Annotated in this window: 8 protein-coding genes; 3 read left to right on the top strand and 5 right to left on the bottom strand. The window is 71.3% G+C overall.

The window, feature by feature from the left end; all coding sequences use genetic code 11:
* Nucleotides 1-17 precede the first annotated feature (17 nt).
* Entirely contained in the window at nt 18-2,348 is a 2,331-nt protein-coding gene (locus AC3ANN_RS02340; RefSeq protein ID WP_488339409.1) for a glycoside hydrolase family 127 protein, read from the bottom strand.
* A gap of 150 nt (nt 2,349-2,498) precedes the next feature.
* Here AC3ANN_RS02340 and AC3ANN_RS02335 point away from each other — a divergent pair, with 150 nt between their 5' ends.
* Together AC3ANN_RS02335 and AC3ANN_RS02330 are read left to right on the top strand one after the other, a co-directional pair.
* Nucleotides 2,499-3,353: an NAD-dependent epimerase/dehydratase family protein gene (locus AC3ANN_RS02335; RefSeq protein ID WP_488339408.1), complete on the top strand. Its 855-nt coding sequence runs from the start codon at nt 2,499-2,501 to the stop codon at nt 3,351-3,353.
* Nucleotides 3,350-3,970, top strand: a complete 621-nt coding sequence (locus AC3ANN_RS02330; RefSeq protein ID WP_488339407.1) for a DnaJ family domain-containing protein — start codon at nt 3,350-3,352, stop codon at nt 3,968-3,970. The genes AC3ANN_RS02335 and AC3ANN_RS02330 overlap by 4 nt, the downstream gene beginning before the upstream one ends.
* Here AC3ANN_RS02330 and AC3ANN_RS02325 read toward each other — a convergent pair.
* The gene (locus tag AC3ANN_RS02325; protein WP_488339406.1) at nt 3,967-4,257 is read right to left on the bottom strand and encodes a DUF4287 domain-containing protein; all 291 of its coding nucleotides are present in this window, start codon (nt 4,255-4,257) and stop codon (nt 3,967-3,969) included. The genes AC3ANN_RS02330 and AC3ANN_RS02325 overlap by 4 nt on opposite strands.
* 9 nt (nt 4,258-4,266) lie before the next feature.
* A complete protein-coding gene (locus AC3ANN_RS02320) occupies nt 4,267-4,653 on the bottom strand; it encodes a cupin domain-containing protein (RefSeq protein ID WP_488339405.1) in 387 nt (128 codons plus the stop codon).
* Nucleotides 4,654-4,698: 45 nt separating this feature from the next.
* On the opposite strand from AC3ANN_RS02320, the gene AC3ANN_RS02315 reads away from it, so the two are divergent.
* Nucleotides 4,699-5,691, top strand: a complete 993-nt coding sequence (locus tag AC3ANN_RS02315) for an ArsR/SmtB family transcription factor (RefSeq protein WP_488339404.1) — start codon at nt 4,699-4,701, stop codon at nt 5,689-5,691.
* 6 nt (nt 5,692-5,697) lie between these two features.
* Here the strand turns inward: AC3ANN_RS02315 and AC3ANN_RS02310 are convergent, their stop codons facing one another.
* Together AC3ANN_RS02310 and AC3ANN_RS02305 are read right to left on the bottom strand one after the other, a co-directional pair.
* Nucleotides 5,698-9,564: a family 43 glycosylhydrolase gene (locus AC3ANN_RS02310; protein ID WP_488339403.1), complete on the bottom strand. Its 3,867-nt coding sequence runs from the start codon at nt 9,562-9,564 to the stop codon at nt 5,698-5,700.
* Nucleotides 9,565-9,588: 24 nt separating this feature from the next.
* A complete protein-coding gene (locus AC3ANN_RS02305) occupies nt 9,589-15,729 on the bottom strand; it encodes an Ig-like domain-containing protein (RefSeq protein ID WP_488339402.1) in 6,141 nt (2,046 codons plus the stop codon).
* Nucleotides 15,730-15,834: the final 105 nt, after the last annotated feature.

The raw sequence follows: 15,834 nt of genomic DNA, 5'->3' as shown, positions 1-15,834 counted from the left end.
CCGTGATGGTCGGCATGTCAGGCCACCGTGTCGATCGGGGCGCGGCCGGCGGCCAGCAGGATCTTCTGGCGGTTGCGAGCGGTGAGCAGTCCGTCCGCGACGTACGACGCGGTCACCTCGCCCACCTTCGCGAGGAACGCCGCCCGGTCGGCGAACGGCGCGCCCGCCCACACGTCGTCGAGCAGCGTGCGGCCCGACCGCCGCGGGTTGGCGACCCCCGAGTCCTGCCCGGCGAACCTGACGGTCGGCTCGTTGCGCTGGAAGTACATGTGGTACGCGACGTCCTTGCCGTTGTAGGCCGGCTCGTACGTCAGATCACCGATCGTGAACACGTTCGCGTCGGTCTTCGAGATGCCGCGCGCGATGTCGCCGCTGAGGGTAAGCCGGTCGGCGAGCGACACCTTGAGGAAGCTCGTGGACGAGCTCGTCGCCGCGAGGACGACGGGGCCGTACATGAGCGCCTGGATGTCGGCTCGGTCTACCGCCTGCTCGGTGCGCACGGCGAGCGGGATCCGCACCGAGACGGTGTCGCCCACCGCCCAGTCGCGCTCGATCGTGGCGTACGTGCCGGGCACCGCGTCGACGCCCGCGGGGGCGCCGTTGACCTCGATCTCGACGTCGCGCGACCACGCAGGGACGCGCAGGTGCATCTTGAGCGCACGGTCAGGCGCGGCCTTCACCGTGAGCGTGGACGTCTCGCCCTCGGGGTACGACGACACCTGCTCGAGCTCGAGACCGTTCTCGTCCCACGTGAGCGTCGACGCGATGTAGAGGTTGACGTACAGCTCGGACTGATCGGCCGAGCGGAAGTAGATGCCCTCCTGGTATTTCACGTGGCTCTCGAGCCCGGTGCCGCCGCAGCACGTGCCGATGTTGCCGTTGCCGTACTCCTTGCGTGCGCCCGGCTGCACCGGGAACATGTACAGGTTCTCGGGGCCGCTCGTGGAGTCGCGGTCGCGCCGTCCGCCCAGGATGTGGTTGAGCACCGTGCGCTCGTAGTAGTCCATGTACTTCGGGTCGTGGTCGTTGAAGAACAGGTAGCTGGCGACCTTGAGCATGTTGTACGCCGCGCACGACTCGGCGTTGCGAGGGCCGATGTCGCCGGCCACGGTGTTCGCCGGGCCCCACAGCTCGCCCTCGCCGGTGCCGCCGTGGGCGTAGACGCGGCCGGGCACGACCATGTCGTAGAACCCGCGCGTGGCGTCGAGGTAGTGCGCGTCGCCCGTCTCGGCGGCGAGCTTCACGTACCCCGGGAACTGAGGGATGTGCTGGTTCGCGTGCTTGCCGTTCAGCGTGTCGATGTTCGTGGCGCACGCGTCGACGAGCGTGTGCAGCGTGAACAGCTTCGCCGCGTCGAGGAACTCGCTCTTCTGCGGGTCGGCCGATCGCCAGTAGAGCTCGACGAGCACTTCGTTCATGCCGCCGTACTCGCCCGCGATGTACGAGCCCCACATCCGTGCGAGCTGAGCGGGCGTGCAGGTCGACAGGCGGCTGTATACCCAGTGGCCGATGCCCTCGGCGAGCGCGAGCGCCTGGTCGTTGCCGGCGAGGGCGTGCGCGTCGAGGAGGCCCGCGAGGATCTTGTGCAACGTGTAGTACGGCGCCCAGATCTCGCCGTAGGGCGCGAACTCCTCGAGTGCCGAGAACTGCCATTCGCCGTACGCCGACAGGAAGCCCGGGTGCGAGTAGCGCGGCGCGCCCTCGAACTCCTGCGCCGCCAGGGCGGCGCGGCACTCCTCGAGCCCCGCGACGATCGCGTTGACCTTGTCGAGGAGGGCGAGCTCGCCCGTCGCGGCGTACGCCATGGAGATGCCGCTGAGGAAGTGGCCGCCGTAGTGGCCGCGCAGGCACCCGCCCGCGCCGGACGTGTTCTGGCCGCGGACGTACTCGCGCGGACCCCAGCGCTGCGCATCGGGGTTGGGACCGTACTCCTCCCACCCCCCGGGCGGCGTGGCGCCCCGGGTGTCGAGGCCGGCGTTGCGGCGGAAGACGGCGAGGATCTTGTCGACCGGGTAGGCGCGGTACAGCACGAGGTGCTGGTTCAGCGCGCGCGTGAACACGCTCTGGCCGAGCGTCACCGACGAGAGCGGGAAGGGCCGCACCGTCCAGGAGTCGGGGTAGACGAGTGTCTGCCCGGCGCGCACGACCTGGGCCGAGCGGGCGGGCCCGGCGGCGCGGAACGCCGACGTGTCGACCCGTGCGGATGGTGCGGCGGCGCGCGCGGCCATCGGGTCGAGGAGCGCGACGGCGGCGGCCATGCCTGCCAGGGCGATCCCTCCTCCCACGACGACGTGGCGGCGCGAGACGCCTGCTCGGATGTCGGGGCTCGGATGATCCGGACTCGTCATATTCGTGACCTCCTCGTACACGGTGTGCTCGGCGACGAAATGCATTTCGGGCCGCGAATGCGACGATAGCGCTAACAGTTAGCGGAAACAATCCTCGACCGCCGAAAGGCTTTTCCGCTCCCGCCCCTGCGCGCGTGGCACGCTGGATGCATGCGCATCGCTCTCACCGGCTCCTCCGGCAAGCTCGGCACCGTCGTCGCCCGCGAACTGCGAGCGGCCGGTCACGACGTCATCGGCCTCGACGTCGTCGGCACTCGCGGGCCCGAATTCGTCCAGGTCGACCTCACCGACTACGGCCAGGTGGTCGACGCCCTCACCGCGGTGAACGACCGTCACGACGGGTTCGACGCCGTCGTGCATCTCGGTGCGATCCCGGCCCCCGGCATCCGCTCCGACGTCGCGACGTTCCACAACAACATGACGGCCACCTTCAACGTGTTCTGGGCTGCCGTGAGACTCGGCATCCGTCGCATCGTCTACGCGTCGAGCGAGACGGTGCTCGGCCTGCCGTTCGATGCGCCGCCGCCGTACATCCCGGTCGACGAGGAGTACGCGCCCCGCCCCGAGTCGGTGTACTCGCTCGTCAAGACCCTCGAGGAGCGCATGGCGGTCGAGCTCGTGCGGTGGCACCCCGACCTCTCGATCACGGCGTTCCGGTTCTCGAACGTCATGGTGCCCGAGGACTACGCCGAGTTCCCGTCGTTCGACGCCGACGCGCGTCGGCGCAAGTGGAACCTGTGGGGCTACATCGACGCGCGCGACGGCGCCCACGCGGTGCAACGCGCACTCGAGGTCGCGCCCGTCGGATTCGAGACGTACATCATCGCCGCGGCCGACACCGTGATGTCGCGCCCGAACGCCGAGCTCGTCGCCGAGGTGTTCCCGGGCGTCGAGCACAAGCGGGAGTTCGGCGAGCACGAGACGCTGCTCTCGATCGACAAGGCGCGGCGCCTGCTCGGCTACGACCCGCAGCACTCGTGGCGCGACCACGTGGAGGCCGAGTGAGCGAAGACCCTCGCGAGAAGGCCGAGCGCTACCGCTTCGAGCAGTGGCAGCGCGAGCAGGGACTCGCGCCGGACGGAGAGGACGCCGAGGCCGCCGAGCCGGCCGGCGCGTCTGACGCCGCGCGAGCGTACTCGGCCGCGGATCGCGCCGCGGTCGTCGAGATGTCGATCCAGCAGGCGATCCGTCGCGGCGAGTTCGACGACCTGCCCGGCGCGGGCAAGCCCATTCCCGGATTGGGCGAGAGCCACGACCCGGACTGGTGGATCCGCCGCAAGATCGAATCCGAGAAGCTCACCGGTCTCGGGCCGCCCGCACTGATGCTGCGGGTGGAGGATCGCGAGCTCGACGCGAAGCTCGACGAGCTGCACCACGAGCACGACGTGCGCGAGGCGCTCGAGGACTTCAACCGCCGCGTGATCGAGGCGCGTCGGCAGCTGCTCGGCGGCCCTCCCGTCGTCACGCCGACACGGGATGTCGACGCCGGGGTCCACGCGTGGCGGGAGCGGCGAGCCGCCCGCGCCGCTCAGGCGCGAACCGAGGATCGGGACGCGCAGGATGCCGCGACCCGGCGGGCCCGCGGCATCCTGGCGTTCCTGCGCGCGCGCAAGCGGGACTAGGGGTTCGGGTTCGTCGCGGCCCCGTCGAGCCACAGCATGTCCGACGGGTCGGAGTGGGTTCCGTCGGTGCCGACGTGCTTGTCGCTGATCTGCGGACCGTTCTTGATGACGTGGACGAGCGCCATCGCGTGCCCTCGCCCGAGGCCGTAGTCGGCGGCGAGCCACTCGACGATCGGCGTCGCCTTCGTGCTCTCGTCGAAGCCCTTCTCGTGGGCGATGTCGATGAGCTGGCGCGGCGTCAGGCCCGTCTTCTTCTCGATCGTGTCGAGGTATGCCTGGAACGACATGTGTTCTCCTCAGCGGTTCGTGGCGGGGATGTCGAGCTCGCCAGGAGCATCCTGCCACTCCTGGATGATGCGGTCCGACGCGTGGATGCACAGCACCCGCAGCCGGCCCGTGCCGCTGTTCTTGAAGCCGTGCCAGGTGTCGGCGGGCGCGGTCGCGGTGTCTCCGGCGACCGCCCGCAGGGTGCGGTCGCCGATGGTGATGCGGGCCTCGCCCTCGAGCACGACCCACGTCTCGGGGTAGGGGTGCCGGTGGATGTCGGGGCCCTGACCCGGCTCGTTGTCGACGAAGAAGTACGAGACGCCGGCGCCGTGCTCGGCGCCGATGAAGCGGCGGGTGCGGCCGGTGCCGATGATCAGCTCGGCCGCGGGGACGATGGTGGCGGTGTCGGTGTTCATGCCCTCAGCTTTTCGCCGAGGCATCCGTCGCCCTACAGTTTCGATGTGGATCGAAAGTATGTCGACTTCCGCCTCGCCCCCGACGACCTCACCGCCATCCGGTTCGGAATCTCGCCGGGCCACGAGCTGTGCCACGCGGTGCGCGCGCTGCAGCGGCCCGACCACCATCCGCTGCAGTGGGGATGGATGCGGTCGACGCGCGGCGCGATCCCACGCGACGACTTCGACGTGCTCGCGCTGCTGATCCGCGACGACGGCTACTTCCCGGACTTCCTCACGACCACCCCGACGTGGGAGCTCACGCCCGAGGCCGAGGCGGACCGCCTGCGCGACATCGACGACTCCCGCTTCGAGGTCGATATGACGAAGGTGCTCGTGCGCACCGAGGGCACCGCGCGCCGCGTCGCGGTGCAGCGCATGCTCGACCACCCCGACCGGGCGCGCGCGATGATCGCCGACGCGTGGCTCGGCGTGTGGCGCGCGGCCATCGCCCCGGTGTGGACGCAGCTGGAGCGCCTGCTGCGCGCCGACATCGCGGTGCGCGCCCGGCGCATCGCCGAGAGCGGCGTCGGCGCGATGATCCAGACGCTGCACGAACGGGTCGCGTGGCAGGACGGCGCCGTGCGCGTCACCATGCGCATCTGGAGCGAGGTCGTCGACTGCCGGGGCAGCGGGCTCGTGCTGGTGCCGTCGGTGATGGGCTCGAACGGCTGCAACGTGCTCACCGAGCCGCCGGCGCAGCCCACGCTGTTCTACCCCGCGCAGGGCGTCACCGAAGCGTGGGCGCGCGACCCCACCGAGGTGACCACGGCGCTCGGCGCCCTCCTCGGTCCCGCTCGCGCACGCATCCTGCTCGACGCGCACGAGCCGCGCACGACCTCGCAGGTCGCGCGCGACTCCGCGCTCGCGATCTCGACCGCGTCGCACCACCTCACCGTCCTGCGCGACGCCGGGCTGCTCTCGAGCACGCGCGAGGGGGCACGGATGCTGCACCGTCGCACACCTCTCGGAGAGGCCCTGGTCGGCGCCGTTCTGTGACGTGCCTCAGCGGCGGATCCGCACGGGCTGCGACGTGACGCTGAGCGTCTCGTAGCCGTTGCGCGACCCCGTGACGGTCACGGTGAGCTCCTTCCCTGCGAGGGCGGACGGGATGGTGAAGGATGCCCCGGTCGCGCCGTCGATCGCGACACCGTCGGCGAGCCACTGGTAGGCGAGCGTCGTCGGCTGCGGCGTCCACGTGCCCACGGCGACCTGCACGGTGCTGCGAGGCTTGGCCTTGCCCGTGATCTTCGGCGTGGCGGCGGCGAAGGCCGCGGGTGCCACGGGACCCACACCCGCCGACACCGCCGACGCGCCGACGAGCCCTTCGCCGAATCCGCTCACACGCACCCGCAGCACGGCGCCCTCGAGCGCCGGCGAGATCGACAGGCTCGACCCGGTGGCACCCGGGATGTCCGCCCCGTCGGCCTGCCACTGGTACGCGAGCCGCACGCCGCCGGGGCCCCAGCCCGCCGTGGCCGCGGTGAGCTTCGATCCCACCACCGCGGAGCCCGTGACGGTCACCGAGCCCACGATCACCTGCGCCGGAGCCGGCGTGCATTCGGGAACGGGGAACGCGAAGGCGTAGGTCACCACCTGGGCGACTCCGTCGAAGACGTAGCCCGCGAGCGGGCGCGCCTGCACCGAGACGGCTGTCCCGGGCTGCATCGACAGGGTGCCCGTCACCTCGGCGCCGTCGATCGAGTAGCGCACGCCCTCGACGACCGGAACCACGAGCGATCCGGTGGTCGGCGCGCCGTCGACGCACGCGACCTCGGTCGCTGTGGGCGCATTCGGACTCACCTCGATGTCGGGCTCGGGGCACGGCTCGGCGGTGAACGCGTGCGTCCACTGCGACGCGGCGCCCTCGGCGAGCTCGTAGCCCTCGGCGGCTTCGGCGGTCACCGTCGTCTGGGCGTTCGCGCCGACCTCGATGGCGCCGGAGGCCAGCTCGCCGTCGACGCGGTACACGACGCCCGGCACGACCGGCAGCGTCACCGTCGCGGGGGCGAGCACGCCGTCGATGCACCCGGGCGACTCGGTGAAGGTCGGCGGCAGCGGGGTGACGATCGACGCGGTCTGCTCGGCCGCGATCACCTGCCACTCCCGGATCCCGGTCGAGCCGCCGCCCTCGGCGGCGCCCCACGACTGCGACACGATCCGCATCGCGGTCGTCGCGACCGGCTCGAAGTCCACGCGGTCGAAGCCGGTGCCGGTGCGGCCGTACGCCTGGCCGTCGTCGAGCGTCACCTCGCGCCATGTCGTGCCGTCGGGGTCGAGGTACTGCAGCACCCAGCTCGAGGGCGGGATCATGCCCGCGTTCGCGGTGTCGGGGCTGTCCCGGTACCACCACACGCCGATCGAGTCGACGTCGACCTCGAACGGCCACGTGAGGCGGGCGGTCTGCTCCCCCACGCGGGGCCACGTGCCCCAGCTCGTGCCGTACTCGGCGGCGACGTTCTCGAAGGGCGCGTTGGTGCCGTCGTTGAGACCGCCGACGTTCTCCCACCCGCTCGTGTACGACGCCGACGCGGTGGCGTAGCCCGACACGTTCCCGGTCAGCTGCGCGTCATCGCCCATCGGGATGGTGATGGTGCCGTTCGCGGTGTTTCCGGCGGTGTCGCGCACGCGGTACGCGAGCTGGTGCGGCAGCGCGTCCGGCGCCGCGACGGCGGCGCCCGCGGTGACCTGTTGCCAGGCCCCTGCCCCGTCGAACCGGTACTCGATCGCCGCAACGCCCGACAGGGCATCCGTCGCGGTGATCGTCACCGCTCGCGCCGCGTCGTCGAGCACGGCGCTCGCGGCGGGCGCGGTCTTGTCGACCTTGACGGTGCGGTTGACCTCGGACGACACGTTGCCGGCGGCGTCCTCGGCTCGCGCGGCGACCGTGGTCGAGCCCTCGGCGGTCACGGCGACGTCGGCGAACCGCGCATCGGCTGTCGTCGTCCACTCGCCCTCGCCGACGCGTGTCGAGATCGCGGTGAGGTAGTCGACGGCGTCCTCGGCGCGTGCGCGCACCGTCACGTCGGAGGCGAACCAGCCGTCGGCACCCGAGGTGCCTGCTGCGGCGAGCGCCACGACGGGCGCGTCGTCGTCGGCCGGCGGGGGCGGCGGGTCGTCGGTGGTCACGGTCACGGTCGCCTTGACGAGTCCTGCCGCGACGCCGAGCGCGCGTCCCTCGGCCGCGAACGTGCCTGACTGTTCGTAGGCGGATGCCTCGACCGGCAGCCACGTGACGGGAGCCCATTGCTCGGCACCGTCCACAGCCACGCGTACCGCGGGGGGCAGCACCGGCGCGACACCGGGCTCGGTGTACACGGCGACGGGCGCGGCGAGCGCGGCCTCGCGCGCGTACACCTCCCACTCCGAGACCGACACGGAATGGAAGTAGGCGCCGTTCGCGCGGCCCGCGAAGGTCGCGCGCAGCGCCGTCGTCGTGACCGGCGTGAAATCGGCGGTGAGCCAAGACCCGACCGCGGTCGGCAGCGTCGCGCCCTCGACGGGCCGCCAGTCGCCCACCGCGTCGAGGTACTCGAGCGTCCACGAGGCCGGCGGCCGGATCCAGTTGGGGTCCTGGTGGAACTGGATGCCCACCGAACCGGTGCGCACCGGCGTCTGCCACTGGTACATGAGCCAGTCGGTCTCGTTCGCACTCGTGGTGCCGCGGTAATTGCCCCACTGGTCGGGCGGCAGCAGCGCGGTCGTCGCACGGAAGCCGTCGTTGACGGCGGTGGTGCGCATGGGCGGCTGCTCGGTGAAGGATGCCGTCACCTGGGCGTCGAGGGCGAGGTTGGCCGACGGGGTCAGTGCCGGATCGTTCGCGAGGGTCTGGGTGACCGGCAGGATGGTGGCGCCGTCCCACTGCACACGGTCGATCGCGACCGAGCGGCGGAAGTGACCCCCGTTCACGGCATCCTTCGTGTGATAGGTCAGGTACGACTGACCCTCGAACTCGATGAGGGACGGGTGGACCGTGGTGGCCGACGTGCCCGACAGGATGATGCCCTGGTACGTCCACGGACCCGTCGGGCTGGTCGAGGTCGCATACGCGACGCACGCCTGGTAGTTCGAGGGCGTGCAGGCGCTGCCGCCCTGCTTCCAGTCGTACAGCAGGTAGTACTGGCCATTCTTGGCGAACACCCACGGCGCCTCGTAGAACGCGGTGAGTCCCGACATGGTCGAGATGGGACCCGCGAGCGCGGTCATGTCGGGCGTGAGCTTCACGACGCGCGCGACGCCCCACGACCCCCAGTACAGGTAGACCGTGCCGTCGGCGTCGGTGAAGACGTGCGGGTCGATGACCTCCTGTCCGTTCGCGCTCGAGCCGAACACGTCCGACCAGGTCACGAGGGGCTCGCCGACCGCGTCGGTCCACGGGCCGACCGGCGAGTCCGACACCGCGACGCCGATCGCCATCCGGTTCGCCTGCGTCGTGTCGGTCGACTCGACCGGCACGTACCAGTAGTAGCGGCCGTCGCCGCCGAGCACGGCGTGCCCGGCGTACGCGGCGTTGCCCGAGGCCCACGAGAACACCTGGTCGGGGTCGAGCGCGTTCTCGTATACGTCCCACTCGCCCGACGCGACGTCGTCGGTCGCGAGCACGGCGTAGTCGCGCATCACGAACCCGCCCTGCTGGGGCGCCGCCTCGTCGTGGCCGGTGTAGACGTACAGGCGTCCGTCCGCGCCCACGAGGGGTGCGGCATCCGCGGTGTAGAGCGACCCGTCGCCGATGATCGGGTTGCCCGCCGACATGATCGTGCGCGTCGGCGGCGGGACATCGGCCGCGGATGCCGGAGCCGCCGCGCCCGTCAGGGCCAGGGCTGCGGCGGCGGCCGTCGCCACCGCAGCCCGCATGAGGGTGTTCTTCGTCATTTCGAGTCCTCTTCCGCGCCCGGGCTATCGGCGGACGACGATGCCGTTGGATGTCAGCGTCAGCGGGGCATAACCCGCCCGCGTGCCGGTGATCGCGACGGTGATCTTCTTGCCGACGTCGCCCCGGCGCACCTTGTACGTCCCGCCGGTTGCGCCCGAGATCTCGGTGCCGTCCGCGAACCATCGGTATGCGACCTCATCGGGCACGGGCAGCCAGATCCCCTTCGCGGCGACGAGCGTGCTGCCGACCTTTCCGCTGCCCAGCAGCAGACCGCCGATGGCGAAGAAGCTCGCCGGCTTCACCTCGCGTGGTTCCGACGCCACCCAGCCCGTCGACTCGAAGCCCTTGCGCGTCGCACGAACCTCCACCACGACCTGCTTGCCGGCGTCGACTCCGCGCGGCACGAACGTGTCCCGAGTCGCACCCGAGGCCAGGACGCCGTCCACGCGCCAGCGGTACTCGAGCCGCGCGCCGGTGGGCCAGCCGCTCACTTCGGCACGGAGCTTGCGCCCGACCTTCGGGGTGCCGTCGATCGAGACGTCGCCCGCCTCGAGCCTCGGCAGGGTCACCGGGCCGACCGGCTCCGACTCGGCCGACGCCGACAACATGCCGTCCGCGAACCCGGTGACGCGCGCGACGACGGTCTTGCCGATGTCCTCCGCTCGCGGGGTGAACGTCGCCTGGTCGGCGCCGTCGACGATCGAGCCGTCGACGAACCACTGGTAGGCGAACGACACGTCCTCGGGCCTCCAGCCCGACGTCTCGGCGGTCAGCTCCCCGCCGACCTCCGGCGCGCCGGCGATCGACACGGTGCCCGCGACGACCTCGTCCGGTACATCGGCCTCCTCGACGGTGACCGTCGCCTCCACGACCGCGTCTCCGCGTGTCGCGCGCACCGTGTACTCGCCGGCGGCGAGGTCGATCGGCAGCGCCCGGGTGTGGAGCACCCCCGCGCCGTCGGCGTCGGTCGTGAGGGTGCCGAGGCCGAACCCGCCCGGCTCGAGGGTGACCGCGTAGTCCGCGTCCGCCTCACCGTCGGTGAGAGTCACCGGGAACCCGGTTCCGGCCGTGATGGGTCCTGTCGGCACCTCGAGCACGGGATCGGGCGCCGTCGGCACGTCGAGCACCTGCCACTCCACGATCCCGACGTACGCCGACGCGGGCTTGGTGAGCGTCGCGCGCAGCGCGGTCGTCGTGATCGCCCCGTGCGTCACCACGTCGAACTCGCCGAGCGTCGTGGTGTAGCCGGACGGCTCCGGCACCTCGACCCACGCTTCGCCGTCGAGGTACTCGAGCTTGTACGACGCGGGCAGGTCCATGCCGCCGCCGTCGTCGAAGAAGAGCAGACGGCTCGTGCCGACGGTCACCGGCTCGTCCCACGTGAGCTGAGCCCACTGAGTCTCACCGGTGATGCCGTAGGTGCCCCACGCGGTCGACTGCACCGCGACCGGGAAGGTCGCGACGCCGTCGTTGATGCCGGTGGCCCGGTTCCACGCGGTGGTGGCCGAGACGGAGGCCGTGGCATTGCCCGCGACGTTCACCGACTGTCCGGGCTCGCGCTCGGGGACGTCGATGGACTGCTCGTCGGACGCGTTCCCGGCGACATCGGTCGCCCGGTAGGCGACGGTCGCGGCATCCGTCATCGTCACGGCGCCGCGGTACTCGCGCCATTCGCCGTCGCCGATGCGGTACTCGATCGCGTCGAGCCCGGAGCCGCCCTCGGTCGCCGTGAGCGTCAGAGTGCGGGAGGCGGAGTCGAACGCGGCCGTCACCGCGGGAGCCACCGTGTCGATGCTGACCACGACCGACACCACCGGCGACACCAGGCCGCTGTCGTCGGTCGCGCGGGCGCGGATCGTCGTGGCGCCCTCGGCGCTCACCGTCAGCGGACCCTCGTAGGCGTTCCACTCCGTGCCGGTCTGCACCTCGATCGCCGGCGACGGGTCGTCGTCGTCGGTCGCGGCCGCGGTCACCGAGACGGGCCCGGCGAACCAGCCGGACGCCGGCGTCGCCGGGTCGGTCGAAAGGGTGACCGCGGGCGCCTGGTCGGCGGTCGCGAGCACCGTGACGGTTGCGACCGGGCGCTTGTCGGTGCCCTCGACCGTTCCCTCGACCGTGAACGTGCCGACCGTGCCGTACGAGGCGGGGTCGATCGCGTCCCATGTCACCGGCAGCGACGCCTGGCCGCCGTCGTTGTAGACCGCGATGACGCGCGCGGGCAGCGACGGGGCCGTGCCCCGGAACGTCGACACGGCGACCGGGTCGAACGTGTTGACCTGCACGCTCGTGTTGGCGCGCACCCACACGGTGGCCCGTGCCAGCGCGGACGTGCCCTCGACGAAGCCGAGCACCGTGAACGACGACTCGCCCGCGTACTGCGACGGGTCGATCGCCTGCCAGCTCACCGCGCGGGAATCGCGGCTGCCGTCGGCGAAGACGACCTCGACCTCGCCGGGCATCGCGGGCGCGGTGCCGGGCACCGTGCGGACCGCGACGGTCTCAACCGAGACGGGGGCCTCGGCGAGCGCCTGCCACTCGATGATGCCGGGATACGACTGGCCGTTGCGCACGAGCGTCGCGCGCAGCGCCGTCGTCTCGACCGGCGCGTGCGTCACCGAGTTGAAGACGCCCGCGGTCGTGCCGTACGCGCTCGCGCCGGGCACGTCGCGCCACGTCGAGCCGTCGAGGTACTCGAGCTTCCACGACGAGGGCGGCAGCACGCCGTCCGGTGCGCCGTTGCTGTGGAACAGGATGCGGCTCTCGTCGACGCGCACCGCGCTCGGCCACGTGAGGGTGGCGGTGTACGCGCCGTTCGACGAGGCGGTGCCCCACGTCCCCCACGCGTCGGTCTCGGCCGACACCGGGTACGGGGCGTTGCCGTCGTTGATCGCCGCGACGCGGTTCCAGCCGGTGACGGCGGATGCCGCGGCCGTAGCGTCGGGGGCGACATTGGTCTTCTCGGTCTCACCGCCGACGACGTCGACGGTCACGTCGCGCGTCGTGGTGAGCTCGCCGTCGGTCGCGGTCAGCCGCACGACGTAGGTGCCCGACGCCGTGAACTGCACGACGGAGGTGGCGCTGGACGCACTGGCGAAGATCGCCTCGCCGCCCTCCGGCCCCGACACCAGCGACCACGACGAGTCGAGGTCGAGCGAGGGCAGGCCGTCGTCCGACACCGAGCCGATGAGGCGCGCCTGCGACGGCTGCGAGAACGTCGGGTCGAGGTAGGCGCTGACGCGCGGCGCCGCGTTTGTCGACGGCGGTGCCTCGAGGCCGGTGGAGCGCACCTGGATCTCCTTGAGGCCCGTGCGCGCCCCCGCGGCGTGCGTGAGGGTCAGTCGCACCTTGCTGGTCGTGATCGCCGGGAACCGCACGGTGTTGCCGTTGGCCGTGACGTACGACGGCGTGCGGGCCTGACCGCCGATCGCGACCCACTCGCCGCCGGAGTCGTACTCGAGGCCGAACATCTGCGGCAGCTCGTACCCCGAGACGGTGGCCGAGGTCGACGTCTTGTAGAAGTGCGCGCGCACCTCGTCGATCGTCGTCGCCTCGCCGAGGTCGACCACGATGCTGTCGCTCGTGTTCGGCGACCCGGCGGTGCCCCAGAACGGCTCGTTGGCGGTCGAGCCGTCGACGGCGGCGGATGCCGGGCGCCCGGCGGCCTCGAACGTCGCCGTCGCGGCGGCGCCATCCGCGAGGTCGCTCGCGGCGGTCGACGCCGACGCGATGTCGGTTCCCGCCTTGGCGAACAGGTCCACGACGCGCGCATCGTCGGCGAAGCGGATGTCGGAGGCGACGGCGAGCGCACCCGCCTGCTGCGTGACGACCGTCGCACCGCCGTCCGGAAGCTCCACCGTGCCGGTGGCCGGGTCGTACACGACGTGGGCGAGGTCGCTCACGGTGAACGCGAGCGCACCGTCGAGGTACACCGAGTAGCCCGCAGGCCCGCCGTACGCCGAGCCGTCCGCATCCCACACGACGGCGAGATCGCGATCGTGGTACCGGATGTTGTCGGCCGCGAAGCTCGGCCAGCCGATGTCGATCGGGTCGAGCTCGATCTTCGCGTCGGCGCGCGAGCGCAGGCCCATCGCGTCCTCGATCACGGTGAAGTTCGTCGCGCCGAGGATCGTGTGGTGGATCCACGAGCGGTACCCGATCGAGCCGCCGTCGGCCGCGGAGCCGTTCGACCAGAACTCGTTCTGGTTCGGCATCCGGTTGTCGCCGTTCTGGTAGTGCGCCCACGCGTTCCAGTACAGGAGCTGCTTGTACATCTCGGGCGTGACGTAGTCCTGCGGGTAGTCGCGCAGCACCGACGACAGCATGCGGAACCACACCGTCGAGTTGATGACCGAGAAGTTGTTGGATCCCGGCCCGCCGTAGTCCGCCTGGTCGACCTGGTTTGCCGTGTAGAACGGGAACACCGGGTACTGGTCGGCGTCCGCGAAGAGCCGGAGGGCCTCGACGTACGGCTGCTCGTAGTCGGAGTCGCCGGGCTTGGGCATGAGGCCGACCGAGAACGGGTAGTAGTTGTTGATCTCCTTCCAGGGGTTCAGGGCCCCGTCGCTGGTCACCCGGTGCTTGAGCAGGTTGCCCATGAGCCCCACCTGGTCGGGAGTCGACCGCTCAGGCTCCCACAGGTACTCGAGCACGGCGGACTTCACGCGCTCCGCGAGCTGGTCCATGTGCGCGGCGCCCTCGGTGTCGCCGGCCACGCGATAGAACTCCGCGGCCGCCTTGGCGTTCGAGTACAGGTACGCGCTCTCGGCGCGGTCCATGTTGGGGTTCGGGCGCCAGTGGAACGACACGGCGTCGGCGTCGTTGCCCGTCATCGCGCCCCACGAGTACTCGATGAGCCCGTTGTCGTTGCCGTCGTACGCCTCGAGGAGGCCCTCGACGTCGTCGCGGGAGTGGTCGCCGAGCTTGCCGCCGATCGCGCCCGGGCCGCCGTGCAGCTCGTACGCGCGCCACGCGGCCTCGGTGATGTACTGCGTGTAGCTGTTCGACCAGTTCGCGGGGTCGCCGGGGTTGTCGACGAACTTGCCGCCCTTCGACGTCTCGCCCACCGACACCGCGGGGCCGTACGCGTACGCCGGGTCGCGGAAGTACTTGAGGTCGTCGATGAACATGCCGACGGTCAGCACGATCGCGTTGTTGTACCCGAGCACCCCCTCCATCGACGTCGGGAACTGGTAGTCGTTGCCCGGGATGTCGGCATCGAGGAAGTTGTAGCGCATCAGCCACCAGCGGTAGAAGAGCGTCTTGTCGATGTTGTCCTCGGGGGTGTCGAGGTACGGGATGTTGTCGGCCCACCAGCGGTTGTACGCCGTCACGTGCTCCGTGAACGCGGCGTCGGGCGACAGCCCCCGGAAGTGCTCGTACTCCGTCGTCGAGGCAGGGACCTCCTCGGCGATCATGCCGAGCTGCAGCTTCGTGGCCGCCGCGCCGCCTGCGGGTACGTCGAGGGTCGCGACGAGCTCGTCGCCCTCGGCGGTGAACCCGTCGCCCGAGAGGCGGGGGAAGATCGTCGTCAGGCGGTTGTACGCGCTGACCGACCCGACCAGCTCGTCGCCCTCGGCCCGCGTCGCGTGCGGCGACGCGGCGGTGATCGTGACGGTGCGCGCCGCATCGCTCTCGACGCGGATACCGGCGACCATGACGTTCTGCTCGGTGATGTACTTCGTCTGGGTCAGCGTGATGCCGCCGCCGGTGAAGACCGACGAGAAGTAGCTCGGCGTCTGGCGGCGCTGCGCGCTCTGCTCGGCGAGCGTCACCGGCGCGCCGTCGACCTCGACCGTGAAGCGGAACGCGTCGCCCTTGCCGGTGGTGTCGATGTAGGCGGTGTCGCCGCGCCAGCCGAGCCCGGTCGGGCTGTGCGTCTTCATGAACACGGTGCGGCCACGCGTGAACGCGACCGCGTTTTCGGTGCCGTCGAACATCGGACCCGTACGGGCCAGCATGCGGTCGATCCAGAAGTCCTGGCCCGGCGCGGCGCCCGCACCGGCGGCGGCATCGGCGGCGAAGACGTCGCCCAGGTAGCCGCCGGGCGCGAAGTCGACGCCGGTGTCGGGCACCGGGTCTGCCGCACCCACGAAGGCCGGGTACCCGAGCGAGCTCTGCGGCACCTCGTCACCCGGGACGGCGGCTGCGACGGAGCTCGCGGACACGGCGAGAAGCGATCCGACAAGGACCGAAACCGTTGATACCGCGATGTAAGTGGAAGGCCGGCCGAGCCGGCGGGACGACGGGGGGACGCTCACAATGACTACCTC

This window comes from Microbacterium sp. STRO-2N (assembly GCF_057747775.1).
This window is presented reverse-complemented; position numbering and strand designations above follow the sequence as displayed.